We start from the raw sequence: 24,482 nt of genomic DNA, 5'->3' as shown, positions 1-24,482 counted from the left end.
ACTATCAGGCGCGCTTCGCGCGACGTTCAGCAATAAATGCTACCAGGAAGAGAGCGCCAATCAGGTCAAAGAACCCCATGGCGATAAAGAGCGGGTTAAAGCCGATTTTGTCGGCGGTCACACCGATTAACAGCGAGAACAGGAAGCTGGCGATCCACGCCGCCGAGCCGCGCATGCCGTTGACGGTCGCCATCTGGCCTTTGTCGAATGACTCCACGACCAGGGCGCTGAGCATGCAGGAGATGATCTGGTGCCCGAAGCCGCCGATGGAGATCAGCACGATGGTGATATACGGGTCGCGGGTAATGGCCACGATGGCCAGCGAGATCATCAGGAACGCGCCGGTCACGGAGCTGGCGACAACCGAGTTCACGCGGGAGCAGCCGAACAGGCGGGTATACAGACGCGTCAGGTAGCCGCTCGCCACGCTGCCGAGGTCGGCGGCGAGGAACGGCAGCCAGGCAAACATCGCAATCTGCTTCAGGTCCATGCCGTGCTCTTTGGCGAGGTACAGCGGCACCCAGAAGCTCAGCACGGCCCAGGCGGGTTCTGCCATAAAGGCCGGAATGGCGATACCGTAGAAACGTTTGTTTTTTGAAACGGTTTTCAGCGCGGTCAGGAAGGGCAATTTGACCGGCGCTGGTTCGTTATCCTGCTTGATAAACGCCAGCTCGTCCTTGCTCAGGTTCGGGTGCTGCTCGGGGTTGTGGTAGAACGCCCACCAGAGGATCACCCACAGCAGCGCCAGCACGCCGGTAAACATAAACGCGCCCTGCCAGCCGAACGAGGCGTGAGCAAAGTAGATGATAGGCGGAGCCAGCATCGCGCCGATGGAGAAGCCCACGCCTGCCCAGCCAGCAGCAACGGGACGCTCTGATTTCGGGAACCATTCGCCGATGGTTTTGGCGTTCGCCGGGGTGGCGGCGGCCTCTGAAGCCCCCATAAAGAAGCGCAGTATGGCCAGGTGCAGCCAGCTTCCGGCGCCCGCGTGGAAAATACACATCAGCGCCCAGATCCCGGCGCAGACCATAAAGCCGATTTTCAGGCCGATAACGTCAATCAGCCAGCCGCACAGGGGCTGGAAAATGGTGTAGGCGATCTGGAACGCGCCGACGATCCAGGAGTACTGCTCGGTGGTGATCCCGAGGCTCTCTTTCAGTTCAGGAGCGAGAATACCTAACGAGTTACGGGTGATGTAGTTAACGGTCACGCCGAGAAGAAACAGCACCAGTACGTACCAGCGCAGGCTCCTGATGACGCGACGTGTTTTGCTTGTCGCAACGGTGTTATTAATGTCCTGACTCATTTTCTTCTCCACAAGACGGACGGTAAGGGGACAAAGGTTCAGGTGTCAAACAGCGTCAGGCGTTTGAAAGTTATCTGTTTTAGAGTACTAAGCTGCTATACAACTAGTATGGAAGTTGTGTGACAGGTTCACCTTAAGAGAGAAATTGAGCAGGGAATAGTGGATTTTGTGCAAACTTTCTCATAACCGAGGTTTAATTTTCGGCATTATTGCCCTCTCGCAAGTTATTACCTGATAAACATGTTGTGAAAATTTTTTCATTTCACATCCGGAGCCAGATCACAAAATGGACAAAAGGCTTAAAATCACCGAAATCGCCACCCGTACCCAGCTCTCTATCAGCACCGTTTCTCGCGTGCTGGCGGGGAAGGCAAACACCAGCGAAAAAGCACGGGCAAAGGTGCTGGCGTGCGCGCGCGAGCTGGGGGTAATGGACGGCATGGCGGCAGGGCGTCTGCTGCTTAACAGCCTGGTGGTTTTTGCCCCGCAGCGCGCCTTCGACGAGCGGTCCGACATCTTTTACTACCGCGTGATCCAGAGCGTGAGCAAAGGGCTTGCCTCCCACGAGGTCCGGTTGCGCTACTGCGCGCTGGAGGAGAACGACAGCGACGCCCAGCTGTTTCTGGCGCGGATGAACGAGCCGGACACGCAGGCGGCCATTCTTCTCGGTATTGACGATCCGCATATCCACGATCTGGCGGTGGACGTGGGCAAACCCTGCATGCTGATTAACTGCCGGGACCGCCGCATGCGCCTGCCTGCCGTCGCCCCGGATCACCGCGCCATCGGCGAGCGGGCGGCGGAGTACCTGTTCGAGATGGGACACCGCGAGGTGATGAACGTGCTGTGCCTGCGTCGCTACACCATGGAGCTGCGCCTGTCGGGGATCCGCGACGCGTGGCAGTCCCACAACCTGGCGTTCAACGACAAGCGCGATCTGCTGGTGGTGCCAAGCTTCAGCGCCAGAGAGACGGAGCAGCTGGTGAGCGATTGGCTAAATCAGCAGCAGGGAAAAGACCTGCCGACGGCATTCCTGGTTGGCGGCGACTTTATGGCGGCGGGCACCATCAGCGCCTTAAAAAACCACGGCCTGCGCGTGCCGCAGGACGTCTCGGTGATGAGCATCGACGGCTTTAACCTGGCGGCGATTCAGGATGTTCCATTAACAGCCGTGCATGTTCCCCGCGATGAGCTGGGAACGGAAGCGGTACACATGCTCCAGCAGCGGCTCATGCGCCCGGATGCACCGGTAGGCACATTGCTGCTGAACGGCACGCTGACCGTGCGGGAGTCGGTACGGCGGATACGTCAGGGGAAACGACGCACCGCCGTGGAGCGGGAAGGGCTGTATGACAGCTAGACCATGCCCAGCGCGCGTTTGCCGTGGATGTTGAGATCGTTCACGGTAAAGCGGTCCTGCCAGGTTTTTTCATAATCCTCGCGCGGAAAGTCTCCCGGCGACGCGCCGGTTTCCAGCGCTTCCTTGACCTTCTTCGCATAGGCGAGGTTTTTCTCGCACATCGGTGCGGCGGGGATGTACATCACGTTGCCCCAGCCCTGCTGATCTTCCACCGGCGCGACGGAGTGGATCACATCGCAGTGCCACCACACCGAATCACCCGCCTCCAGCGCAGGAATGCTGGTCAGCGCCTCGATAAGCAGCGGGTGCCACTTCTCGGAAACCGGCAGCACGCGCCCCGGCGCCACGCCGCACAGCTCGTCCTCCGGCACGTCGTCCAGCAGCGGACGCAGCAAAATATAGGCCATTGCTTCCGGGATCGGCACCACGTGCAGCAGCCCCTGACCGGGGATCATGTCCGACAGCGCCGTCCAGCCCTGGAAGGTGCGGAACACCGAGCATTTGGTGGTGTTATCGACGGTATACTCTTCCACTTCGGTACGGTGCGCGGCGTTCCACGGGTCGTATTTCTCGACGTTGCCGTCAAACACGCGGGCGAAAACCTGCTGGTATGCCGGCAGCAGCCAGCGCTCCAGCGCGCCGGAGTCGGTATGCGCGCCCAGCCCTTTCGAGGTGGTTCCCGGCGGACGGCGGCGGATACGATCCGGGTAAATCACGCTCACGTCCGGGTCGAACCACTGCTTGCCGTTGCTCTCGAGCGTCCATAAGCGGTTCAGGAACGACTGCACCTGCGCCATTTCTTCGCTCTGGCGCGCCTGCATTTGCGCCTGCGACCAGTAGATCGGGTAAATCTCCGGACGGGAGGCGGTCAGGGTGCCGAAGAAGTTATCGCCTGGCCCTTTGTACACCTCGTCAAACTTGTTCAGATCGAGGTAGTCGAGCATCGACTGATCCCACGCCAGCGCCTGCTCGCGCGGGAAGTGACCTTTAATCACCACGCAGCCGCGGCGCTTAACGGCCTCGCGCTGCGCGTCGGTAATCGTGCCGTTTTTCACATCGTTAAACGGAATTACCGGCCAGACGGATTCACCTTTATTTTTGAGGGCGTTAATTTCCGCCACGCGGGTGGCAATGCTGTCGCTGAGCTTGTCGAACACCGCCTGCACGTCGCCGATCTGCGCGCGTAACTCACGTTTCAACTGACGGATTGCCGCTTTGTGATCCGCCGGCAAGGTTTCACTGGTAAAGGTCATAACTGCCTCGCATCTTTCATTCGAAAGTAAAAATGTCTACAAGCGATACTTTAAGTTAAAAATAAGTTAATGCAAGTTTAAAAACTTGACCTGCGCCACAGGACGGGAAAATGAGTGAGGGTGCCGGAGCAGGACTCCGGCGAGGAAAGGATCAGACGTCGAAAGGAGAGTGGTTGTCGAGCACGGCCTGAATGACGTTCAGCGCGCCCTGATGGTTGTTGTCGTCAGTGCTGTAGCGGCTGATTTCTTTGATGCTTTCCGCCGCGTTGCCCATCGCAAAGGAATATTTCACCAGCTTCAGCATCTCGGCATCGTTGCCGCTGTCGCCAATGGCCACGCACTCTTGCGGAGAGATTTTCCAGCGCTTCAGCAGGCGGCTGATGCCGTTGGCTTTGTGCAGGCCGGGGATAATTAAATCGACAAAGCCAAAGCCGCTGGTGACCGGCTTCATGATGCCGTCCAGGGAGACGTGGAGTTTATCCACCAGATTAGGAATATCGCTGTCCGGCAGGTTCAGGGAGAACTTAAACAGCACGTCGTCAATTTCGCGGTAATCGCTGATGCGCTTTAAGCGGTGATAGTGCTTTGACATCAGCGCCACGAACGCGTCAGGGGCCTGGTCGCTGACGTAGGCACTCTCCAGCCCGCAGGCCACAAAGTTCAGCCCTTTGTCTTTCAGCAGTTCGCCAATCACGATCTGCGACTCATGGCGGGTCAGTTCGCCGTGGAAAATCTGTTCGCCGTGATCGAAGACCAGCGCGCCGTTTTCCGCCACGAAGGAGATTTGATCCTTCAGTTCCGGGAAAAACGAGATGAGCTGGTAATACTGGTTGCCGCTGGCGACAACAAATTCAATGTCGCGGGCTTTAAGCTGTTCAAACTGTGCCTGGAAGCGGTCACGATCGTACTGCTTGGCATCATCAAGGAAAGTTCCGTCCATATCGGTGACGATAACTTTAACGGTCATACTGTGCTCCTGGGTCACTGCGTTTTGAAACATTCTAATAACAAGGTGACGAGGAGCACAAATTTAATTTCGAATGAAAGTCAGAAAGCCGGGTAGTGGCTTCGCCTTACCCGGCCTACGGGGAGACTCTGTAGGCCCGGTAAGCGCAGCGCCACCAGGCGTTTTCTTACAGCGTATGCTCAGTACGGGCGATAATATCGTCCTGCGCATCCGGCGACAGGGCGGTGAAGAACGCCGAGTAGCCCGCGACGCGCACTACCAGGTCGCGGTACTGGTCCGGGTGTTTCTTCGCTTCCAGCAGCGTTTCGCGCGAGACGATGTTGTACTGAATATGCCAGCCCTTATGCACCTCGAAGAAGGTGCGCAGCAGCACCATCAGCTTCTGGCGATCGCTGTCGTTTTCCAGCGTCGACGGGTTCAGCTTCTGGTTAAGCAGCACGCCGCCAAGAATCGCTTCCGTCGGCAGTTTACCCACGGAGCCAATCACCGCCGTCGGCCCGAGGTGGTCGGTACCGGAAGCCGGGCTGGCTCCTTCCGCCAGAGGGGTATGCGCCTTACGCCCGTCCGGCGTCGCCATGGTCGCTGCGCCAAACGGCACGTTTGCTGAGATAGACGACGTGCCCGCGTAGTAGTTACCCCCAATCGGGCCGCGGCCGTAGCGTGGGTTGTGATACTGCTTCAGCTCTTCAATGTAGGTCTGATAGGCGCGGGTCAGCAGCATGTCCACGCTGTCGTCGTCGTTGCCGTACTTCGGCGCGCCGTTGATCAGGCGCTGACGCAGCTGCTCGTGGGTTAGCCCCTCGAAGTCATCCGCCAGCGCCGCCGCCAGCTGTTGCTGACCGATAACACCCTGGTCAAACACCAGCTTCTTCACCGCCGCCAGGCTGTTGCCGAGGTTGGCGATCCCCACCTGTAGGCCGGAAACCCAGTCATACTTCGCGCCGCCTTGCTTAATGCTTTTCGCGCGCTCGATGCAGTCGTCAACCAGCGCCGAGCAGAGAATATCGTGGACGTTCTCTTCCAGCATAGTGTCCACCACGTATTCAATTTCGATGGATTTGCGGGTGTAGTAGCGGATCTGGGTGTCCCACGCCGCCATCACCTCCTCGAAGTTATCGAAGTTACCGGCAGAGAGGGCTTTCTCCTGCGGCAGGAACACCTTGCCGCTGGTGGCGTCGCGGCCGCCTTCCAGCGCGGCCAGCATCACGCGGGCGAAGTTGATAAAGCTCATACCGGTGCAGCGGTAGCCCCATTTGCCGCCCACCGCGGTTTCGATACAGCCAATGGCCGCGTAGTCGTAGGCGTCGTCGCGTTCAACGCCGAGCTTGATGAATTCCGGAATGACGATTTCATCGTTGTTGAACGCCGGCATCCCGAAGCCGCAGCGGATCACCTGCACGCAGGCGTCGAGGAAGTCGTTGCTCATGCCCGCGTGGTAGCGCACGCTCAGGTTAGGCTGGGTGGAGCGCAGGCGACCGCAGGATTCCAGAATCGCGTAGGAGAGCGGGTTGACCGCGTCCATTGGCTCGCCGTTGACCAGCTTCTGGCCGCCGATGGTGACGTTCTGATACAGCGGGCTGCCCGCCGAGGCTTTGGAGTGCGAGCCGGAGCGGATTTTGTTCACCTCCAGCAGCTTCAGCCAGCAGCTGTGCAGCAGCTCGATGGCGTGCTCGCGGTCCAGGCTCTGGTCCAGCTCCACGTCGCGGCGATAGTACGGGTAAAGGTACTGGTCCATACGGGCAAAGGAGACGGAGTGACCGTTGGACTCAATTTGCAGGATTAGCTGAATGAAGTAGCACAGCTGTAGCGCCTGCCAGAAGGTTTTTGGCGGCTCGTGAGCAATCACGTCACAGTTTTCCGCCATTGCCAGCAGCTCGTCGCGGCGGCTTTCGCGGGTTTCGCTGGAGGCCATCACGCGCGCCAGTTCGGCAAAGCGTTTGATGTGCAGGCTCACCGCTTCCAGCACGATATCGATCGCCTTCAGGAACTGATCGCCGTGCAGGTCTTCCAGCACCGTCAGGTTGATGTGTGAGCGGCGCTCGGCCACTTTGGCGCGCAGGCCGTCGAGACCTTTCTCCAGCACCAGCGGGAAGTTCACCGCCAGGTGCGCGTCGCCGGAGGTCATGTTGCCTTCGGCTTTGATGATGCCGGTTTCCAGCAGGCCTTTCTGCTCGTCGGTGAACATGCCGTAGCAGCGATCCTGCACCGTCTGGCCGCGCCACCACGGGCAGATCGCATGCAGCACGCGCTTGTTCTCTTCGCTCACCGCAAAGCCCGCGCCCGGACGGTCCGCCAGATCGTCAATCTCTTTCTCAATCCAGGAGACGGTATATTCCGGGAAGATCGGCGCGGCACGCACTTCGCTGGCCTGGTTACCGATGATCAGCTCGTCGTGCTTGATCCAGATGGTACGCTTGGCCAGGTGATGCGCCAGCGCCAGGGCGCGGCGCACCGGGATCGGCTTGTCCAGATGCTGCTGATACATTTCGGTATAGTGCTGCGCGCGTTCGGTACAGACCGGCGGCTTAACGATATGCACCAGAGCCGTTTTGTGCGCCTTGATGCGCTCGCTGAGGGTGTTGAGATTCAGGGTGGTCATAAGTTTATCCTCGTAAGGTCGCGGTTAACCCTTTCTGGCAGGCATACTGCTGTGCGAAGTCCAGCAGGGCAGGGTTATCCAGCGGTTTGTCAGGGGCAGAGTAGGGTTGGCCGAGCAGGGTGTATTTGTTCATGCCCAGCGTGTGATACGGCAGAAAATGAATATCGTGGACGCCGAGTTCATCGGCAGCGAAGTTGGTAATGGCGGTGATGGAGGCTTCATCCGCGTTGAAGCCCTGGATCAGCGGCACGCGGATGGTGATCGTTTTCCCGGCGGCGGCCAGGCGTTTCAGGTTGTCCAGGATGCGCTTAGCCGAACCGTCCGTCCACTGCTTGAAAACGTCTCCGTCGACATGCTTCAGGTCGGCGAGGAACAGATCGACGTACGGTAATGACGGCTCAATATAGTGCCACGGCACGTGAAGGCAGGTTTCGACGGCGGTGTGGATACCCTGGTCGTGGCTGGCTTTAAACAGCGCGTGCGCCAGCTCCGGATTCATAAACGGCTCGCCGCCGGAAAGGGTGATCCCGCCGCCGCTGCGGTCGTAGAAGGGTTTATCGCGCAATACGGTCGCCATGATCTCTTCGACCTGCTGTTCTTCGCCGCAAACGGTCAGCGCCTGCGTCGGGCAGCAGTCGGTGAGGGCATCAAGCGTCTCTTCACTCAGCTTTTCGCGGTGGATGACCAGGCCATTCAGCGCGCGTTCGATGCAGCCCGGTGCCGCCTGCTGGCACAGGTCGCAGCCGTCCAGGCACAGACGCGCATCAAACAGCACGTCCCGGCTGCGGGAGCGGCTTTCCGGGTTCTGACACCAGCGACAGCCCAGCGAGCAGCCTTTCAGGAATACCACGGTTCGAATACCTGGGCCGTCGTGGGTGGAGTAACGCTGTATATTGAAGATCATTTTTTTGCCCTCGGATTGCATATGAAGATTAAATTACTTTCGAATGAAAGTTATCTTGATATGGGTCAATTCCTGAGCAGGTTTTGCTGTGATAGGGTAAGTGCAGGCTAAATTTGAGGGTGACATCATGGAACTTTATCTCGACACATCTGACGTTGCGGCAGTCAAAAAGCTGGCGCGTATCTTCCCGCTGGCGGGCGTGACCACTAACCCAAGCATTGTGGCGGCGGGTAAAACCCCCCTGGAAGAGCTGCTGCCCGCGCTGCACGACGCGCTGGGCGGCAAGGGCCGGCTGTTCGCTCAGGTGATGGCGAAGACTGCCGAGGGGATGGTGGAAGACGCGCGTAAGCTGCGCGCGATAATCAATGACCTGGTGGTGAAAGTGCCCGTGACCGCTGAAGGGCTGGCGGCGATCAAGATGCTGAAAGCGGAAGGGATCCCGACGCTGGGTACGGCGGTGTACGGTGCCGCGCAGGGGATGTTGTCCGCACTGGCGGGGGCTGAGTATGTGGCCCCTTACGTGAACCGCGTGGACGCGCAGGGCGGGGACGGGATCCAGACGGTGGTCGAACTGCAACAGTTGCTGACCCTGCACGCGCCGCAGTCAAAAGTGCTGGCGGCGAGCTTTAAAACCCCGCGCCAGGCGCTGGACTGCCTGCTGGCAGGGTGCGAGTCCATCACGCTGCCGCTGGACGTGGCGCAGCAGTTTATTACCTCTCCGGCGGTGGATGCGGCAATTGTGAAGTTTGAGCAGGACTGGCAGGGGGCGTTTGGGCGGACGTCTATTTGATGGGTGTGGCCTGATGCCCTCACCCCAACCCTCTCCCACAGGGAGAGGGAGCAAACACTAAAACGGCAACCTGAAGGTTGCCGTTTGCTTTAACCTTCGCACACCTCACACCCGGGATTACGCATTAGCTTCATCTCGCGAAACTGGCAGGTCATCGCGTCATACATCACGATTTTACCCGCGGCGGGCGTGCCATAGTGCGCCAGCACTTTGATCGCCTCCATGGCCTGCAAGGAACCGATAACGCCAACCAGCGGCGCCATTACGCCCGCCTCGACGCAGGTCAGCGCATTCTCGCCAAACAGACGGCTCAGGCAGCGGTAGCAGGGCTCTCCTTCAGCGTAGGTGAAGACGGTGATTTGCCCCTCCATGCGGATGGCAGCGCCGGAAATCAGCGGCGTTTTATGGGCAAAGCAACCCGCATTGAGCTGGTTGCGAATGGCGACGTTATCGGTGCAGTCCAGCACCAGGTCATGCCGTGCAATCTGCGCAAACAGCGCGTCGTCATCCAGCATCGCGTCAATCAGGGTGAACTGAACGTTGGGGTTAATGCGCGCCAGCGCCGTGCGTGCTGATTCCACTTTAGGCTGACCGACCGTCACGTCGCTGTGCAGCGTCTGGCGTTGCAGGTTGGACACCGACACGGTGTCGAAATCCAGCAGCGTCATGCTGCCGACGCCCGCCGCAGCCAGGTATTGCGCTGCCGCGCAGCCCAGCCCGCCAAGACCAACAACCAGCACGCTGGCCGCCTTGAGCGCCTCCTGACCCTCGAAATCAAATCCGCGCAGCACGATCTGGCGGTTATAGCGCATCATCTCCGGGTCGCTCAGTTCCATCGTCATGTCAGCCTCCGAACAGGTGGTTAAAGCGTTCCACTTCAACCCATTCGCCCGCCTCAACGTGGCCGCGATCGCGCTCCAGCACGATAAAGCAGTTACCCTGGCTGAAGGAGCTAAAGATGTGCGAACCCTGATGCCCGGTGGTGCTCACCTCCAGCTCGCCGTCGGCGTTGCGCGCCAGAATGCCGCGCTGGAAATCGAGACGGCCCGGTGATTTTTTGAGGCGCGTTGCCGCCCGCACGCGCAGACGTTCCGGCAGCGGGCTGGCATTGTTGCCTGAAAGCTTCGCCAGCAGCGGGATCACCAGCTGGTAGAAGGTCAGCGCGGCAGAGACCGGGTTACCCGGCAGGCCACAGAACCAGCTGTGCGGAAGTTTACCAAACGCGAACGGTTTGCCCGGCTTAATCGCCAGCTTCCAGAAGGCGATTTCACCCAGCTCTTCAAGCAAGGTTTTGGTGTAATCCGCTTCGCCAACCGAAACGCCGCCGGAGCTGATCACCACGTCGGCAGAGGCGTCAGCGTCGATAAACGCCGCGCGCAGTTTTTGCGGATCGTCAGGAATGATACCGAGGTTAATCACCTCGCAGCCCAGCTGCTCAAGCATCAGGTGCACCGCCAGACGGTTGGTGTCGTAAATCTGCCCCTCGTTCAGCGGCTGACCCGGAAGCTGTAGCTCGTCTCCCGTGGAGAACACCGCTACGCGCACTTTGCGGACCACGTCAATCTCCGCGATGCCAAGCGATGCCAGCACCGGCAGTTCGGCGACCGTCAGTTTTTGCCCGGCGGCAAAGACCGTTGCGCCCAGGGTAATGTCTTCCCCGATATGGCGGATATTCTGTCCCGCTTTGACGCTGGCGGTAAAACGCACGCCGTCGTCCGTTTGTTCGGTCTCTTCCTGCATCACCACGGCTTCACAGCCCGTTGGCACCGGCGCGCCGGTCATAATGCGCACGCAGGTGCCCGCTGGCCACTCACCGTTGAACGGCTGCCCGGCAAACGCTTTCCCTGCCACCGGCAGCGGCTGACCCGTTTGCAGATCCGCCAGACGTACGGCATAGCCGTCCATCGCCGCGTTATCGAACCCCGGCACGTTCAGCGGCGAGACGATATCGCGCGCGGCAATACGGCCAAAACAGCGCACAAGCGGCAGCGTCTCAACGTCGTGCAGGGGAGTAATACGATCAAGCATCTGCGAGAGTGCCGTCTCAAGCGGCATCAGTCCGGCGGTAAAATCCATGGTGGGCTCCTGCGGAGTAACAACGAAAGCGCTCATTATGGCAGAAAAGTGCGGCTAACTGTATGACCCGATGGGTGTACGCTTTACATCACAGTTGCGTCTTTCTATATTCAAAAATCATCTGAAGATTCGTCGACGATAATGATATTTATAGAAAAAGCAGCCAGCCAGGCTGATGGGTGATGCGAAATGAGTAAAGCGGTTATCGCAATTCATGGCGGTGCCGGGGCAATCACCCGTGCACAGCTCAGTCCCGAGCAGGAGAAGCGTTATATTGATGCGCTGAACGCCATTGTGGAAACAGGCCAGCGGATGCTGGAAGCGGGCGACAGCGCGCTGGACGTGGTGACCGAAGCGGTGCGCCTGCTGGAGGAGTGTCCGCTGTTTAATGCCGGTATTGGCTCGGTCTTTACGCGCGATGAAACGCACGAGCTGGATGCCTGCGTGATGGACGGCGTCACCCTGAAAGCGGGCGCGGTAGCGGGCGTCAGCCGTCTGCGTAATCCGGTGCTGGCCGCGCGTCTGGTGATGGAACAAAGCCCGCATGTGCTGCTGGCCGGGGCGGGGGCGGAAAAATTTGCCGTCGAGCACGGTATGGACACGGTCTCGCCCGAGCTTTTTTCCACCGAGGAGCGTTACCGGCAACTGCTGGAGGCCCGTACAGCGGGGATGACGCAGCTGGACCATGCCGCGCCGCTCGATGAACGCAGCAAAATGGGCACGGTAGGCGCGGTGGCGCTGGATAAAGCCGGTAACCTCGCCGCCGCGACGTCGACAGGCGGCATGACCAACAAACTTCCCGGTCGCGTCGGCGACAGCCCGCTGCCGGGGGCCGGGTGTTACGCCAATAACGCCACCGCGGCGGTGTCATGCACCGGCACCGGCGAAGTGTTTATCCGCGCGCTGGCGGCCTATGACATTACCGCACTAATGGATTACGGCGGATTAAGCCTGAGTGAAGCCTGCGAGCGGGTAGTGATGGAGAAACTGCCGGCGCTGGGCGGGATTGGCGGCTTAATTGCGGTGGATCGGGAGGGCAACGTGGCTCTGCCGTTTAACAGTGAAGGGATGTACCGGGCGTGGGGGTATGCCGGCGATGCGCCCAGCACAGGCATTTATCGTGAATAAGGGGGCATTGCTTGCCGCACCGTGAAGAGCTGGACAACTGCGAAGTGCTGGCTGTCCACCAACTGAATATTGCGTTTCAGGAAGAGCGGCAGTTCATCCCCGCAGTACAGAATTTATCGTTTTCGCTCAGACGCGGCGAGACGCTGGCGATTGTTGGCGAATCAGGTTCCGGTAAATCCGTTACCGCGCTGGCGCTGATGCGTCTGCTTGAGCAGACGGGCGGGCAGGTCACCAGCGAGCGTATGCTGTTGCGCCGTCGCAACCGTCAGGTTATCGATCTCAACGAGCTGAGCGCGTCCCGGATGCAGGGTGTGCGCGGGGCAGATATTGCGATGATTTTTCAGGAGCCGATGACCTCCCTGAACCCGGTTTTCCCGGTGGGCGAGCAGATTGCCGAATCTATCCGCCTGCATCAGGGACTGAGCGGTGATGAGGCGCTCAACGAAGCAAAACGGATGCTGGAGCTGGTGCGTATCCCTGAGGCGCACGCGATTTTGTCCCGCTACCCGCATCAGCTTTCCGGCGGCATGCGCCAGCGGGTGATGATTGCGATGGCGCTGTCGTGCCGTCCGGCGGTACTCATTGCGGACGAACCCACCACGGCGCTGGATGTCACTATTCAGGCCCAGATCCTGCAACTGATTAAGGTGTTGCAGCAGGAGATGGAGATGGGGGTGATTTTCATCACCCACGATATGGGGGTGGTGGCGGACATTGCCGATCGGGTGCTGGTTATGCATCAGGGCAATGCCGTGGAAACCGGCACGGTGGAGCAGGTCTTTCATGCGCCGGTGCATTCTTATACCAAAGCGCTGCTGGCGGCGGTCCCGCGTCTGGGGGCCATGAATGGCAGTGATTTTCCGCGCCGTTTTCCGCTGATCTCACAGACCGAACAGGGCAAGCAGGAAGACGAAACCGAGCAGGATACGGTGGTTCCCGGCAGGCCAATCCTCGAAGTGCGTGACCTGGTGACCCGTTTCCCGCTGCGTAGCGGGATCCTAAATCGCGTGAAGCGCGAAGTGCATGCGGTTGAAAACGTCAGTTTTGATCTCTGGCCGGGCGAAACGCTGGCGCTGGTGGGGGAGTCCGGCTGCGGTAAATCCACCACCGGACGGGCGCTGCTCAGGCTGGTGGCGTCGCAGGAGGGGAGCATCACCTTCAACGGTGAGCGCATCGACACGCTACCTAACAGTAAATTGCAGGCGGTACGCCGGGATATTCAGTTTATATTCCAGGATCCTTATGCGTCGCTCGATCCGCGCCATACGGTGGGGTACTCGATTATGGAGCCGCTGCGGGTGCATAACCTGCTCGACGGTGAAGCCGCGCAGCGCCGCGTCGCGTGGCTGCTGGAGCGCGTGGGCCTGAAGCCGGAGCATGCCTGGCGTTATCCGCACGAATTTTCTGGCGGTCAGCGACAGCGTATCTGCATAGCCCGGGCATTAGCCCTAAATCCGAAGGTGGTGATTGCGGATGAGTCCGTGTCAGCGCTGGATGTCTCCATCCGCGCGCAAATCATCAATCTCCTGCTCGATTTACAGCGGGATTTAGGCATTGCGTTTCTGTTTATCTCCCACGATATGGCGGTGGTGGAGCGGATCAGCCATCGCGTGGCGGTGATGTACATGGGGCAAATAGTTGAAATCGGCCCCCGTCGGGCGGTGTTTGAAAACCCGCAGCACCCGTACACCCGCAAGCTGATGGCCGCCGTACCGGTTGCCGATCCTGAGCATCGTCACGCCCAGCGCGTGCTGTTGCAGGACGAAATGCCGAGCAATATTCGTAAACGGGGCGAAACCCTTGAGCGCGTGGCGCTGCGTGAGGTGGGTCCCGGTCATTTTGTCGCACCACCGCGTCAGGGCAATGCATTCTCGCGGTTATAACTTACAACAGGCAGGAGAACACAATGGTTCCTTTTGTTGCTCGTCAATGGCTGCTTGCCGCGAGCGTGACGGCTGCGCTGGCCGCCGCCCCCGCGTTCGCGGCGAAAGATGTGGTGGTGGCTGTGGGGTCTAACTTCACGACGCTGGATCCGTATGATGCTAACGACACCCTTTCTCAGGCGGTGGCAAAATCTTTCTACCAGGGGCTGTTCGGCCTGGACCGCGAGATGAAGCTGAAAAACGTGCTGGCGGAAGGCTATACCGTGTCGGACGATGGGCTGGTCTATACCGTTAAGCTCCGTACCGGCGTGAAGTTCCAGGACGGCACCGACTTCAACGCCGAGGCGGTTAAGATCAACCTGGACCGTGCCAGCAATCCGGAGAACGGCCTTAAGCGCTACAACCTGTATAAAAATATCGCCAGCACCGAGGCGGTTGACCCGGCGACGGTGAAGATCGTCCTGAAAGAGCCGTTCTCGGCGTTTATCAATATTCTGGCGCATCCCGCGACGGCGATGATTTCGCCCGCCGCCCTGAAAAAATACGGCAAAGAGATTGGCTTCCACCCGGTGGGAACCGGGCCGTACGAACTGCTTACCTGGAACCAGACCGATTTTGTGAAGGTGAAAAAATTCGCCGGATACTGGCAGCAGGGGCTGCCGAAGCTGGATACAATCACCTGGCGTCCTGTCGTGGACAACAATACCCGTGCCGCGATGTTGCAAACCGGCGAAGCGCAGTTTGCCTTCCCGATCCCTTACGAACAGGCGGCGCTGCTGGCGAAAAACAGCAAGCTGGAGCTGGTGGCCAGCCCGTCGATTATGCAGCGCTACATCAGCATGAACGTCACGCAGAAACCGTTCGATAACCCGAAGGTGCGCGAAGCCATCAACTACGCCATTAACCGTCAGGCGCTGGTGAAGGTGGCCTTTGCCGGTTACGCCACTCCCGCGACGGGCGTGATGCCGCCAGCCATCGAGTATGCGCAGAGCTACCAGCCATGGCCGTACGATCCGGCGAAAGCGCGGGAGCTGCTGAAAGAGGCGGGCTATCCGAACGGCTTTAGCACCACGCTGTGGTCGTCTCATAACCACAGTACCGCGCAGAAGGTGCTGCAATTTACCCAGCAGCAGCTGGCGCAGGTGGGCATTAAAGCCAGGGTCACGGCGATGGATGCCGGACAGCGAGCGGCGGAAGTGGAAGGCAAAGGACAGAAAGAGAGCGGCGTGCGGATGTTCTACACCGGCTGGACGGCTTCAACCGGTGAAGCGGACTGGTCCCTGTCGCCGCTGTTTGCTTCCCAGAACTGGCCGCCAACGCTGTTCAATACCGCGTTCTACAGTAATCCGCAGGTGGATAAAGATCTGGCCGATGCCCTGAAAACCACCAAACCGGAAGAGAAAGCGCGCCTGTACAAAGAGGCGCAGGACATTATCTGGAAAGAGTCGCCGTGGGTGCCGCTGGTGGTGGAAAAACTGGTCTCAGCCCACAACAAAGCGCTGACCGGTTTTTACATCATGCCGGATACGGGCTTTAGCTTTGATGACGCGGATTTAAAATAAAACTCATGCTGAATTATGTGTGTAAACGCCTGCTGGGGCTTATCCCGACGCTGCTGATTGTGGCCGTGCTGGTGTTTTTGTTTGTCCATATGCTGCCCGGCGATCCGGCGCGTTTGATTGCCGGACCGGAAGCGGATGCGACGGTTATTGAACTGGTGCGTAAACAGCTCGGTCTTGACCAGCCGCTGTACAGGCAATTTCTGCGTTACATTGGCAATGTCCTTCAGGGCGATTTCGGCATCTCAATGGTGTCGCGTCGTCCGGTGTCGGAGGAGATTGCCAGCCGCTTTATGCCTACCTTCTGGTTAACGATTGCCAGTATGAGCTGGGCGGTTGTGTTTGGCCTGGGCGCGGGGATTGTCGCCGCCGTCTGGCGCAACCGCTGGCCGGATAAGCTCGGTATGGCGCTGGCGGTCACCGGCATCTCTTTCCCGGCGTTTGCGCTGGGCATGCTACTGATGCAGATTTTCTCCGTTGAGCTGGGCTGGTTGCCGACCGTCGGGGCCGACACCTGGAAGCACTACATTCTTCCCTCTATGACGCTTGGCGCGGCCGTTGCGGCGGTGATGGCCCGGTTTACCCGCGCCTCGTTTGTCGACGTGCTGAGCGAAGATTACATTCGCACCGCGCGGGCAAAAGGGGTGAGTGAGAAATGGGTCATTCTGAAGCATGGTTTTCGTAATGCGATGATACCGGTGGTCACGATGATGGGGCTACAGTTCGGCTTCCTGCTGGGCGGCTCTATTGTGGTTGAGAAGGTCTTCAACTGGCCGGGGCTGGGGCGCCTGCTGGTCGACTCGGTCGATATGCGTGACTATCCGGTCATTCAGGCTGAAGTCCTGCTTTTCTCGCTGGAGTTTATTCTTATCAACTTAGTGGTGGATGTGCTATACGCCGCCATTAACCCGGCCATCAGGTATAAGTAAGATGCGATTACTGAACTGGCGTCGCCAGGCCATTTTAAACGCTATGCCGGGGATCAGGCCGGACCATATTCGCACCCCGTGGATTGAGTTCTGGCGTCGATTCCGTCGTCAGCCCGTCGCTATGGTCGCCGGGTTGTTTGTGTTACTGCTGATCCTGGTGGCGATTATCGCCCCCTGGTTAGCCCCGTTTGATGCGGAAAACTACTTCGATTACGACCGGCTGAACGATGGACCGTCGATGATGCACTGGTTTGGCGTGGACTCGCTCGGGCGCGATATTTTCAGCCGCGTGCTGGTAGGGGCGCAGATCTCGCTGGCGGCCGGGGTCTTTGCGGTGCTGATGGGCGCAGCAATTGGCACCGTGTTGGGGCTGGTGGCCGGGTACTACGAAGGCTGGTGGGACCGCATCATCATGCGTATCTGCGATGTGCTGTTTGCCTTTCCCGGTATTCTGCTGGCGATTGCCGTGGTGGCGGTGATGGGCAGCGGCATGGCGAACGTCATCATCGCCGTGGCGGTATTCTCGATTCCCGCTTTCGCGCGTCTGGTACGTGGCAACACGCTGGTGCTGAAGCAGCAGACCTTTATCGAGTCGGCGCGCAGCATGGGAGCCAGCGATGCCACCATCCTGTTCAGCCATATTCTGCCGGGAACGGTCTCGTCTATCGTGGTCTATTTCACCATGCGCATAGGCGTGTCGATTATCTCGGCGGCCAGCCTGTCGTTTCTGGGGTTAGGCGCACAGCCGCCGACGCCGGAGTGGGGCGCGATGCTGAACGAGGCGCGGGCGGATATGGTGATTGCGCCACACGTGGCGATCTTCCCGAGCCTGGCGATTTTCCTGACCGTGCTGGCGTTTAATTTACTGGGGGATGGGCTGCGCGACGCGCTGGATCCGCGGATAAAAGGGTAGTGCTGTGGAATGTGCCGGGTGGCGGCGACGCCTTACCCGGCCTGGAACAGAGGCGTGGGGAGATTAAACCCGGCTGCCCCACAAATCATACTCGTCGGCGTTTTCGACCTTCACGCGAATAATATCGCCCGGCTTGACGTTGGTTTCGCCGTTCAGGTACACCGCGCCGTCGATTTCAGGCGCATCCGCCATGCTGCGGCCAATCGCGCCTTCTTCGTCCACTTCGTCGATAATCACCAGAATTTCGCGGCCCACTTTCTCCTGCAAGCGTTCAGCAGAGATCTGCTGTTGCAGCTGCATAAAGCGGTTCCAGCGCTCCTCTTTTACCTCTTCCGGTACCTGGTCCGCCAGCTCGTTGGCCGTTGCGCCTTCAACCGGGCTGTACTTGAAGCAGCCGACGCGATCCAGACGCGCCTCTTTCAGGAAGTCGAGCAGCATCTGGAAATCTTCTTCGGTTTCACCCGGGAAGCCGACAATAAAGGTGGAGCGCAGGGTCAGATCCGGACAGATTTCACGCCACTGCTTGATGCGCGCCAGCTGGCGGTCAACGGAGCCAGGGCGTTTCATCAGCTTCAGAATGCGCGGGCTGGCATGCTGTAGCGGGATATCCAGGTACGGCAGGATTTTGCCTTCCGCCATCAGCGGGATCACATCGTCAACGTGCGGGTACGGGTAGACGTAGTGCAGACGCGTCCAGATCCCGAGCTTAGCCAGCTGCTCGCACAGGCCGACCATGCTGGTTTTCACTGGCTCACCGTTGTGGAAACCGGAACGGTGTTTAACGTCCACGCCGTAGGCGGAGGTGTCCTGGGAGATGACCAGCAGCTCCTTCACGCCCGCGTCGGCCAGGCGTTTGGCTTCTGCCAGCACCTCGCCAATCGGACGGCTCACCAGATCGCCACGCATCGACGGGATGATGCAGAAGGTGCAGCGATGGTTGCAGCCTTCGGAAATTTTCAGGTAGGCGTAGTGGCGCGGCGTCAGCTTCACGCCCTGTTCCGGCACCAGGCTCAGGAACGGGTTGTGCTTTGGTTTGGGGACGTAGTGATGAACATGTTCCAGCACCTGCTCGTAGCTGTGTGGACCGGTGATCTCCAGCACCTTCGGGTGCACTTCACGGATCTGGTCTTCTTTTGCGCCCAGGCAGCCGGTCACAATCACTTTGCCGTTTTCCGTCAGGGCTTCACCAATGGCTTCCAGGGATTCCTGAACCGCGCTGTCGATAAAGCCGCAGGTGTTGACGATCACCATGTCGGCGTTGTCGTAGCTTGGCACCACGTCATAGCCTTCAGTGCGAAGTTCAGTCAGGATGCGTTCGGAGTCCACCAGGTTCTTCGGGCAGCCCAGGGAGACAAAGCCGATTTTCGGCGGGTGCGTAACATTGCTCATAGGTTAAAAATTCATCAATTATGGAGTTATCAGGGCGGGATTTTACAGCGTATCGCAGGGGATTTATACACTCTTGATGGCGCAGTTGAGGCCGGCAATCGTTGTAACATTGTAAAGAATGTTAATCAGTTATCGTTTATTGATCCCAGGCATTACATTGTACAAAAAATGACCTTATTCTTAATGAGGTAACATGGCTGACAGAGGAGGAATAGCATGTCCGTTGACAGACTGAAACGCGATCTGCTTAACAAGCTGATCAACGCCCGAATCGACCTGGCTGCATATCTGCAACTCCGCAAGGCGAAAGGGTATATGTCAGTCAGCGAAAGCGAAAATCTGCGTGATAACTTCTTTGAACTTTGCAATTTCATGCGTGAAAAAGCACCCATCCTGAAAGCGCACTACGCTGAAAGCGAATTAGTGGCGCTGCGCCGCGCCGCCGAGGTGCTCTCCATCGCCGGGGTCTGTTTGATGAACGGACGTCACGACTGCCCGAATTTTATTGCCGTTAACGCGGAGAAGCTTGAAAACTGCCTGACCACGCTCGCGCTTTGCATCATGTGTCTGAACAAGCCGGAAACGCTTGCCCGGCACTGAACCCGGGGGAGGCAACTCCCCCTTCTGATTAAGCTTTTGTAAAAGTGGTAACGCACCCGGGAACAGTGGCTAATCTTTAAGCCATATGTCGATAAAGGAGTGCGTTATGCCTCGATCCTCGCTGATTTTCCTTCCAGTCTTGTTATTCCCGCTTTCACTGCTTGCAGCGCCTGAGACGGTTAAGGTCGACGTGCTACAGACAAAACTGGATCACCCCTGGTCGCTGGCGTTTCTGCCAGATAACAAGGGGCTGCTCATCACGCTCAAAGACGGGCAGCTTAAGCACTGGCAGGCAGGGAAAGGGCTCTCCGATCCGATTGTCGGCGTGCCGAAAGTGTGGGCGAGCGGCCAGGGCGGACTGCTGGACGTCGCGCTGGCCCCGGATTTTGCACAATCACGGCGGGTCTGGCTCAGCTTCGCCGAGGCAGGTAATGATGGCAAAGCGGGTACCGCGGTGGGCTATGGGCGGTTGAGCGATGACCTGTCGCGCATTGAGGGCTTCCAGGTGGTGTTCCGACAGATGCCGAAGCTCTCTAGCGGCAACCACTTTGGCGGACGGCTGGTGTTCGACGGCAAAGGCCATCTCTTTATTGGCCTGGGTGAAAACAACCAGCGCCCGACGGCGCAGGATCTGGACAAGCTTCAGGGCAAGGTGGTGCGCCTGACGGAGGACGGAAAAGTGCCACCGGATAATCCGTTTGTGAACACCGCCGGAGCGCGCCCGGAAATCTGGTCCTATGGCATTCGCAACCCGCAGGGAATGGCGATGAACCCGTGGAGTGACACGCTGTGGCTCAACGAACACGGACCACGCGGTGGGGATGAGGTTAACATTCCTGAGAAGGGCAAAAACTACGGCTGGCCCCTGGCGACGCACGGGATCAATTACAGCGGCCTGAAAATCCCGGAAGCAAAAGGCGAGCACGTTGAAGGCACCGAAAAACCACTGTTTGTCTGGAAAGTGTCGCCCGCCGTCAGCGGCATGGCGTTCTACAACAGCGACGTCTTCCCGCAGTGGAAAAACAAGCTGTTTATCGGCGCGCTGAAGGAGAAAGACGTCATCGTGCTGAGCGTGAAGGGTAATACCGTGACGGAGGATGGGCGAATTCTTGGGGATAAAGATCAGCGTATCCGCGATGTGCGCGTCGGGCCGGATGGTTATCTGTACGTGCTGACCGACGAGACGGACGGGCAGCTTTGGAAAGTCAGCCCGTCCGGGTCGTAATCAGGTCACCGGGATCATCACCACGTTGCGATACGCCGGGCGCTCGCTGAGCTGCTGGATCCAGCGCTCAAGGTGAGGGCGCGGGGTCCAGCTGAGACCCATGTTAGTGAGGTTCCAGACGAAGGGGGCGACGGCGATATCGCCCACGCCGAACGTGTCGCCGGAGAACCAGGTATGCTTCGCCAGTTCGTCGTCCATCATCGCAAACAGCGACTCGCACGCGTCCTGGGCGGCATGAATGGCGGGATAATCACGATCGGCTTCCGGCGTACGGATAAGCCCCATCAGGATCACGCGGTGCGTTGGGGAAAGCGTCTGGTTTGCCCAGTCCATCCATTTTTCGCCCTGCGCGCGCTGGGCCGGATTTTCAACCCACAGGCGACCCTGGCCGTACTGCGCGGCGAGATAACGCACAATGGTATTGGACTCCCACAGCGTGGCGTCTGTCTCGTCATCGCGCAGCAACGGCACCAGCCCGTTTGGGTTCATCGCCAGATAGTCGGCGTCTTTATTCACCCCGAACGCCATGCCAGCCATAATTTGGTTGAACGGTAAATCCAGCTCCTCCAGCGTCCAGAGCACTTTCTTCACGTTAGTCGAATTGTTCCTGCCCCACAGCGTAATCATATTTACTCCCGATGAGATGTGAATCCGAGTCAGCTTTTCGCCATGGTGAGATAAACCTAACAATTACGCAACAGATGCTAAAAAAAACGCCGCAACCAAAGCGTATCTGAATGTTATTGCATAAACTTTAAAAACTTTACCTGGAACAGGTTTCTTTGAAGGCTGTAGTGCGCTATTACTCATCGCTTCTTGCGACACGGTGATTGTGACGTGATTTTTAGAATGGACACTCGGGTGGCATTTATGACGCAAAAAACTTCTTCTCTGCGCAGCCTGGCGGCAGGCTCGGCGCTGCTTTTCCTTTTTGCCCCAACGCTTCATGCGGCGGAACAGACAGCGCCCGAAGCGCCGCCTGTTGATGCGCGCGCCTGGATCCTGATGGATTACGCCAGCGGGAAAGTGCTGGCGGAAGGTAACGCCGACGAAAAACTCGACCCGGCGAGCCTGACGAAAATTATGACCAGCTATGTGGTCGGCCAGGCGTTAAAAGCAGGCAAGATCAAGCTGAATGACATGGTCACCGTCGGGAAAGATGCCTGGGCGACCGGTAACCCGGCGCTGCGCGGCTCGTCCGTGATGTTCCTGAAGCCCGGTGATCAGGTCTCCGTTTCCGATCTGAATAAAGGGGTCATTATTCAGTCGGGAAATGATGCCTGTATTGCGCTGGCCGATTACGTCGCGGGCAGTCAGGACTCGTTTATTGGGCTGATGAATGGCTACGCGAAAAAACTGGGTCTGACCAATACCACCTTTAAAACCGTTCACGGCCTGGATGCGCCGGGTCAGTTCAGTACCGCGCGCGATATGGCGCTGCTGGGCAAAGCGCTGATCCATGACGTTCCGGATGAGTACGCCATCCATAAAGAGAAAGAGTTTACCTTCAATAATATTCGCCAGCCTAACCGTAACCGCCTGCTCTGGAGCAGTAACGTTAACGTGGACGGCATGAAAACCGGTACAACTGCCGGGGCCGGATACAACCTGGTGGCTTCTGCGACGCAGGGCGATATGCGCCTGATCTCGGTGGTGCTGGGCACGAAAACCGACCGCATTCGTTTTAACGAGTCAGAAAAACTGCTGACCTGGGGTTTCCGCTTCTTTGAAACCGTCACGCCGATTAAGCCGGACGCCACCTTCGTCAGCCAGCGCGTCTGGTTTGGTGATAAAAGTGAAGTAAACCTGGGGGCAGGTGAAGCGGGGTCCGTCACCATTCCACGCGGCCAGCTGAAAAACCTGAAAGCGAGCTATACCCTGACCGAGCCACAGCTGACCGCGCCGTTAAAAAAAGGCCAGGTGGTCGGGACGATAGATTTCCAGCTTAACGGCAAATCCATTGAGCAGCGTCCGCTGGTGGTAATGGAAGCGGTGGAAGAGGGCGGCTTCTTCAGCCGGATATGGGACTTTGTGTTAATGAAATTCCACGGCTGGTTTGGCAGCTGGTTCAGCTAAGTTTTTGCCGGGTGGCGCTGCGCTTACCCGGCCTACGTTCGAGCCGTTGTAGGCCGGGTAAGGCGAAGCCGCCACCCGGCATAACCTCAATACATCAACTTCACCTGCTGCGCTTTCGCGTATGCCACCAGCTCGTCATCCGGGCGGCAATCACTGACGATGGCGTCAAAGCGCGACAGTTCACCCATCCTTGCCGGACGGACCTTGCCAAATTTACTGTGATCAACCACCAGCACATGCTGCTGTGCGGCGTTGAGCGCCCACTGTTTCACCGGTAACTCTTCAAGATTAAAACAGGTTGCCCCCTGTTTCACATTCACGCCCGCCGCAGAGTAAAAGGCGATATCCGGGCATACATTGCTCAGCGTGTCCTGAATATTCAGCGGTTTGAAAATGGCGTTGCTGGCATGAAATTCGCCGCCACACAAAATCACCCGGCACGCCGGTTTCTCCTGCAAGGCAAGGAAGGTGTTTAGCGAATAACAGACGGCGGTAAACGGAACGGTGCTGTCGATGGCCTCGATGATCCACGGGGTTGTCGTACCGCAGTCAAAAAACAGCGTTTGATGCGGCTGCACCAGCGAGGCGGCGAGCCGCGCGGCTTTGCGCTTCTCCTCCACCAGGCGTGTTTTTTGATCGCTTAACAGATAATGGCTGGCGCTACGCGGCTCCAGAACAATATACCCGCCAAGCAGCACAACGGGGGCGCTGTCGCTGTTCAGATCGCGACGAATGGTCATTTCAGACACGCCAAGCAGGGTAGCGGCTTCCTTAAGATGCAGCTTATCGCTGCGCTTCAGCGCCTGGAGCAGCTGAGCAATGCGGTCATCGCGACGTGTTTCCATAGATCCTCGGGCTAAAAAAGTGAGCCCCCGCAGGGCGGGGGCTCAAGTGTAACCTGACGGACCGGGGTTAGTCACGTATCCAGCCTTTGCGGATCGGAAGGGCAAACAGAACGCGATAGGCCTGTGATAATCCACGATAAAGCGCCGGACCAAAGAGGCTCCACAGGATGGCTGCGCTGACGCAGCCCATCAGTCCCACCAGGAAACCGCCGACCATATCCAGCGGCCAGTGCACGCCCAGGTAGACGCGGGACCAGGCGATGGCGACCGCCACGCCCATCAGCACTACGCCGGACCACAGGCGATGCCAGAACAGGAAGGCCAGCGCAAAGGTGAAGATCACCGTGCCGTGATCGCTCGGGAACGAGTCGTCCGGCGCATGGTGCAGGAAGTTGTAGCCGACGCGATCGACAAACGGACGATCGTGTGGGAAGGCGTGGCCCAGCACGTAGCTTGCCAGCACGCTGACGCCGATCGCCATCGCCATTTTGATCACCAGATGGCGCTGGGCGGTGACCTGTGTACGAGGTCCCCATAACCAGAGGATCACCGCCAGCGCCGGTACGATGCTGATCACATCTTTCGCAATGAAGGTGGCGAGATCGATCATCCATTCCGGTGACGACGGCGTGGCGTTGAGCAGGTAAAACAGTTCGTAGTTCAGATTTTCTAACATAATC

At 58.6% G+C, this 24,482-nt stretch carries 21 protein-coding genes; 10 read left to right on the top strand and 11 right to left on the bottom strand.

Features of this window, described 5'->3' with window-relative positions; translation table 11 throughout:
• Positions 1-4 precede the first annotated feature (4 nt).
• Positions 5-1,306: an MFS transporter gene (locus SK53_RS08485; RefSeq protein WP_048209052.1), complete on the bottom strand. Its 1,302-nt coding sequence runs from the start codon at positions 1,304-1,306 to the stop codon at positions 5-7.
• A 286-nt stretch (positions 1,307-1,592) separates the two neighbouring features.
• Here SK53_RS08485 and SK53_RS08480 point away from each other — a divergent pair, with 286 nt between their 5' ends.
• Positions 1,593-2,666, top strand: a complete 1,074-nt coding sequence (locus SK53_RS08480) for a LacI family DNA-binding transcriptional regulator (protein ID WP_048209051.1) — start codon at positions 1,593-1,595, stop codon at positions 2,664-2,666.
• Here SK53_RS08480 and SK53_RS08475 read toward each other — a convergent pair.
• The 4 genes from SK53_RS08475 to SK53_RS08460 all read right to left on the bottom strand — a co-directional run bounded on the left by SK53_RS08475 (position 2,663) and on the right by SK53_RS08460 (position 8,389).
• Positions 2,663-3,919: a DUF1479 domain-containing protein gene (locus SK53_RS08475; protein ID WP_048209050.1), complete on the bottom strand. Its 1,257-nt coding sequence runs from the start codon at positions 3,917-3,919 to the stop codon at positions 2,663-2,665. The genes SK53_RS08480 and SK53_RS08475 overlap by 4 nt on opposite strands.
• Positions 3,920-4,070: 151 nt before the next feature.
• Complete coding sequence (locus SK53_RS08470; protein WP_048209049.1) at positions 4,071-4,886, bottom strand: Cof-type HAD-IIB family hydrolase; 816 nt, start codon at positions 4,884-4,886, stop codon at positions 4,071-4,073.
• Positions 4,887-5,052: 166 nt separating this feature from the next.
• Positions 5,053-7,485, bottom strand: a complete 2,433-nt coding sequence (locus SK53_RS08465) for a formate C-acetyltransferase/glycerol dehydratase family glycyl radical enzyme (protein ID WP_048209048.1) — start codon at positions 7,483-7,485, stop codon at positions 5,053-5,055.
• 4 nt (positions 7,486-7,489) lie between these two features.
• Entirely contained in the window at positions 7,490-8,389 is a 900-nt protein-coding gene (locus tag SK53_RS08460; RefSeq protein WP_008501194.1) for a glycyl-radical enzyme activating protein, read from the bottom strand.
• Between the two features lie 127 nt (positions 8,390-8,516).
• On the opposite strand from SK53_RS08460, the gene fsa reads away from it, so the two are divergent.
• Positions 8,517-9,179, top strand: coding sequence for a fructose-6-phosphate aldolase (fsa, locus tag SK53_RS08455; protein ID WP_017384896.1), 663 nt, complete (start codon positions 8,517-8,519; stop codon positions 9,177-9,179).
• Positions 9,180-9,268: 89 nt separating this feature from the next.
• Here fsa and moeB read toward each other — a convergent pair whose 3' ends face one another.
• Together moeB and moeA are read right to left on the bottom strand one after the other, a co-directional pair.
• Complete coding sequence (gene moeB / locus SK53_RS08450; RefSeq protein ID WP_048209047.1) at positions 9,269-10,021, bottom strand: molybdopterin-synthase adenylyltransferase MoeB; 753 nt, start codon at positions 10,019-10,021, stop codon at positions 9,269-9,271.
• 1 nt (position 10,022) lies between these two features.
• On the bottom strand, positions 10,023-11,255 hold the full coding sequence (gene moeA, locus SK53_RS08445; protein ID WP_045343722.1) for a molybdopterin molybdotransferase MoeA: 1,233 nt from the start codon (positions 11,253-11,255) through the stop codon (positions 10,023-10,025).
• A gap of 189 nt (positions 11,256-11,444) precedes the next feature.
• On the opposite strand from moeA, the gene iaaA reads away from it, so the two are divergent.
• From iaaA to gsiD, 5 genes are read left to right on the top strand one after another with little or no spacing between them, the layout of a single operon-like run.
• Entirely contained in the window at positions 11,445-12,383 is a 939-nt protein-coding gene (iaaA, locus tag SK53_RS08440) for a beta-aspartyl-peptidase (RefSeq protein WP_023315701.1), read from the top strand.
• Positions 12,384-12,394: 11 nt separating this feature from the next.
• A complete protein-coding gene (gsiA, locus tag SK53_RS08435) occupies positions 12,395-14,266 on the top strand; it encodes a glutathione ABC transporter ATP-binding protein GsiA (RefSeq protein WP_048209045.1) in 1,872 nt (623 codons plus the stop codon).
• A gap of 23 nt (positions 14,267-14,289) precedes the next feature.
• Complete coding sequence (gene gsiB, locus SK53_RS08430; RefSeq protein WP_023324374.1) at positions 14,290-15,828, top strand: glutathione ABC transporter substrate-binding protein GsiB; 1,539 nt, start codon at positions 14,290-14,292, stop codon at positions 15,826-15,828.
• Between the two features lie 5 nt (positions 15,829-15,833).
• Entirely contained in the window at positions 15,834-16,754 is a 921-nt protein-coding gene (gsiC, locus tag SK53_RS08425; RefSeq protein WP_006809475.1) for a glutathione ABC transporter permease GsiC, read from the top strand.
• 1 nt (position 16,755) lies between these two features.
• On the top strand, positions 16,756-17,667 hold the full coding sequence (gsiD, locus tag SK53_RS08420; protein WP_003858425.1) for a glutathione ABC transporter permease GsiD: 912 nt from the start codon (positions 16,756-16,758) through the stop codon (positions 17,665-17,667).
• Positions 17,668-17,730: 63 nt separating this feature from the next.
• Here gsiD and rimO read toward each other — a convergent pair whose 3' ends face one another.
• Positions 17,731-19,056 carry a 30S ribosomal protein S12 methylthiotransferase RimO gene (gene rimO / locus SK53_RS08415; RefSeq protein ID WP_022650675.1) on the bottom strand — a complete coding sequence of 442 codons (1,326 nt, stop codon included), beginning with the start codon at positions 19,054-19,056 and terminating at the stop codon, positions 17,731-17,733.
• Between the two features lie 216 nt (positions 19,057-19,272).
• Here rimO and bssR point away from each other — a divergent pair, with 216 nt between their 5' ends.
• Complete coding sequence (gene bssR, locus SK53_RS08410; protein ID WP_003858412.1) at positions 19,273-19,656, top strand: biofilm formation regulator BssR; 384 nt, start codon at positions 19,273-19,275, stop codon at positions 19,654-19,656.
• 106 nt (positions 19,657-19,762) lie between these two features.
• Positions 19,763-20,881 (top strand): PQQ-dependent sugar dehydrogenase, encoded by a 1,119-nt coding sequence (locus SK53_RS08405; protein WP_048209043.1) that lies wholly within the window; start codon positions 19,763-19,765, stop codon positions 20,879-20,881.
• Here SK53_RS08405 and SK53_RS08400 read toward each other — a convergent pair whose 3' ends face one another.
• Positions 20,882-21,508: a glutathione S-transferase family protein gene (locus SK53_RS08400; RefSeq protein ID WP_003858411.1), complete on the bottom strand. Its 627-nt coding sequence runs from the start codon at positions 21,506-21,508 to the stop codon at positions 20,882-20,884. It lies immediately after the preceding gene.
• Positions 21,509-21,751: 243 nt separating this feature from the next.
• Here SK53_RS08400 and dacC point away from each other — a divergent pair, with 243 nt between their 5' ends.
• Positions 21,752-22,957 (top strand): serine-type D-Ala-D-Ala carboxypeptidase, encoded by a 1,206-nt coding sequence (gene dacC, locus SK53_RS08395; RefSeq protein WP_022650677.1) that lies wholly within the window; start codon positions 21,752-21,754, stop codon positions 22,955-22,957.
• Positions 22,958-23,043: 86 nt separating this feature from the next.
• On the opposite strand, the gene deoR is transcribed toward dacC, so the two are convergent.
• Together deoR and ybjG are read right to left on the bottom strand one after the other, a co-directional pair.
• The gene (gene deoR, locus SK53_RS08390; protein ID WP_022650678.1) at positions 23,044-23,802 is read right to left on the bottom strand and encodes a DNA-binding transcriptional repressor DeoR; all 759 of its coding nucleotides are present in this window, start codon (positions 23,800-23,802) and stop codon (positions 23,044-23,046) included.
• A gap of 67 nt (positions 23,803-23,869) precedes the next feature.
• Entirely contained in the window at positions 23,870-24,478 is a 609-nt protein-coding gene (gene ybjG, locus SK53_RS08385; protein ID WP_003858405.1) for an undecaprenyl-diphosphate phosphatase, read from the bottom strand.
• Positions 24,479-24,482: the final 4 nt, after the last annotated feature.

This window comes from Enterobacter sp. MGH119, from assembly GCF_001037675.1.
In the GTDB taxonomy this organism is placed as follows: domain Bacteria; phylum Pseudomonadota; class Gammaproteobacteria; order Enterobacterales; family Enterobacteriaceae; genus Enterobacter; species Enterobacter hormaechei_C.
The sequence above is the reverse complement of the archived record's forward strand: the minus strand, read 5'-3'. Positions and strand labels throughout refer to the sequence as shown.

Coding starts and splice junctions, on each gene's coding strand:
- SK53_RS08485 (WP_048209052.1), bottom strand. CDS start 1,306: ATGAGTCAGGACATTAATAACACCGTTGCGACAAGCAAAACACGTCGC.
- SK53_RS08480 (WP_048209051.1), top strand. CDS start 1,593: ATGGACAAAAGGCTTAAAATCACCGAAATCGCCACCCGTACCCAGCTC.
- SK53_RS08475 (WP_048209050.1), bottom strand. CDS start 3,919: ATGACCTTTACCAGTGAAACCTTGCCGGCGGATCACAAAGCGGCAATC.
- SK53_RS08470 (WP_048209049.1), bottom strand. CDS start 4,886: ATGACCGTTAAAGTTATCGTCACCGATATGGACGGAACTTTCCTTGAT.
- SK53_RS08465 (WP_048209048.1), bottom strand. CDS start 7,485: ATGACCACCCTGAATCTCAACACCCTCAGCGAGCGCATCAAGGCGCAC.
- SK53_RS08460 (WP_008501194.1), bottom strand. CDS start 8,389: ATGATCTTCAATATACAGCGTTACTCCACCCACGACGGCCCAGGTATT.
- fsa (WP_017384896.1), top strand. CDS start 8,517: ATGGAACTTTATCTCGACACATCTGACGTTGCGGCAGTCAAAAAGCTG.
- moeB (WP_048209047.1), bottom strand. CDS start 10,021: ATGACGATGGAACTGAGCGACCCGGAGATGATGCGCTATAACCGCCAG.
- moeA (WP_045343722.1), bottom strand. CDS start 11,255: ATGGATTTTACCGCCGGACTGATGCCGCTTGAGACGGCACTCTCGCAG.
- iaaA (WP_023315701.1), top strand. CDS start 11,445: ATGAGTAAAGCGGTTATCGCAATTCATGGCGGTGCCGGGGCAATCACC.
- gsiB (WP_023324374.1), top strand. CDS start 14,290: ATGGTTCCTTTTGTTGCTCGTCAATGGCTGCTTGCCGCGAGCGTGACG.
- gsiC (WP_006809475.1), top strand. CDS start 15,834: ATGCTGAATTATGTGTGTAAACGCCTGCTGGGGCTTATCCCGACGCTG.
- gsiD (WP_003858425.1), top strand. CDS start 16,756: ATGCGATTACTGAACTGGCGTCGCCAGGCCATTTTAAACGCTATGCCG.
- rimO (WP_022650675.1), bottom strand. CDS start 19,056: ATGAGCAATGTTACGCACCCGCCGAAAATCGGCTTTGTCTCCCTGGGC.
- bssR (WP_003858412.1), top strand. CDS start 19,273: ATGTCCGTTGACAGACTGAAACGCGATCTGCTTAACAAGCTGATCAAC.
- SK53_RS08405 (WP_048209043.1), top strand. CDS start 19,763: ATGCCTCGATCCTCGCTGATTTTCCTTCCAGTCTTGTTATTCCCGCTT.
- SK53_RS08400 (WP_003858411.1), bottom strand. CDS start 21,508: ATGATTACGCTGTGGGGCAGGAACAATTCGACTAACGTGAAGAAAGTG.
- dacC (WP_022650677.1), top strand. CDS start 21,752: ATGACGCAAAAAACTTCTTCTCTGCGCAGCCTGGCGGCAGGCTCGGCG.
- deoR (WP_022650678.1), bottom strand. CDS start 23,802: ATGGAAACACGTCGCGATGACCGCATTGCTCAGCTGCTCCAGGCGCTG.
- ybjG (WP_003858405.1), bottom strand. CDS start 24,478: ATGTTAGAAAATCTGAACTACGAACTGTTTTACCTGCTCAACGCCACG.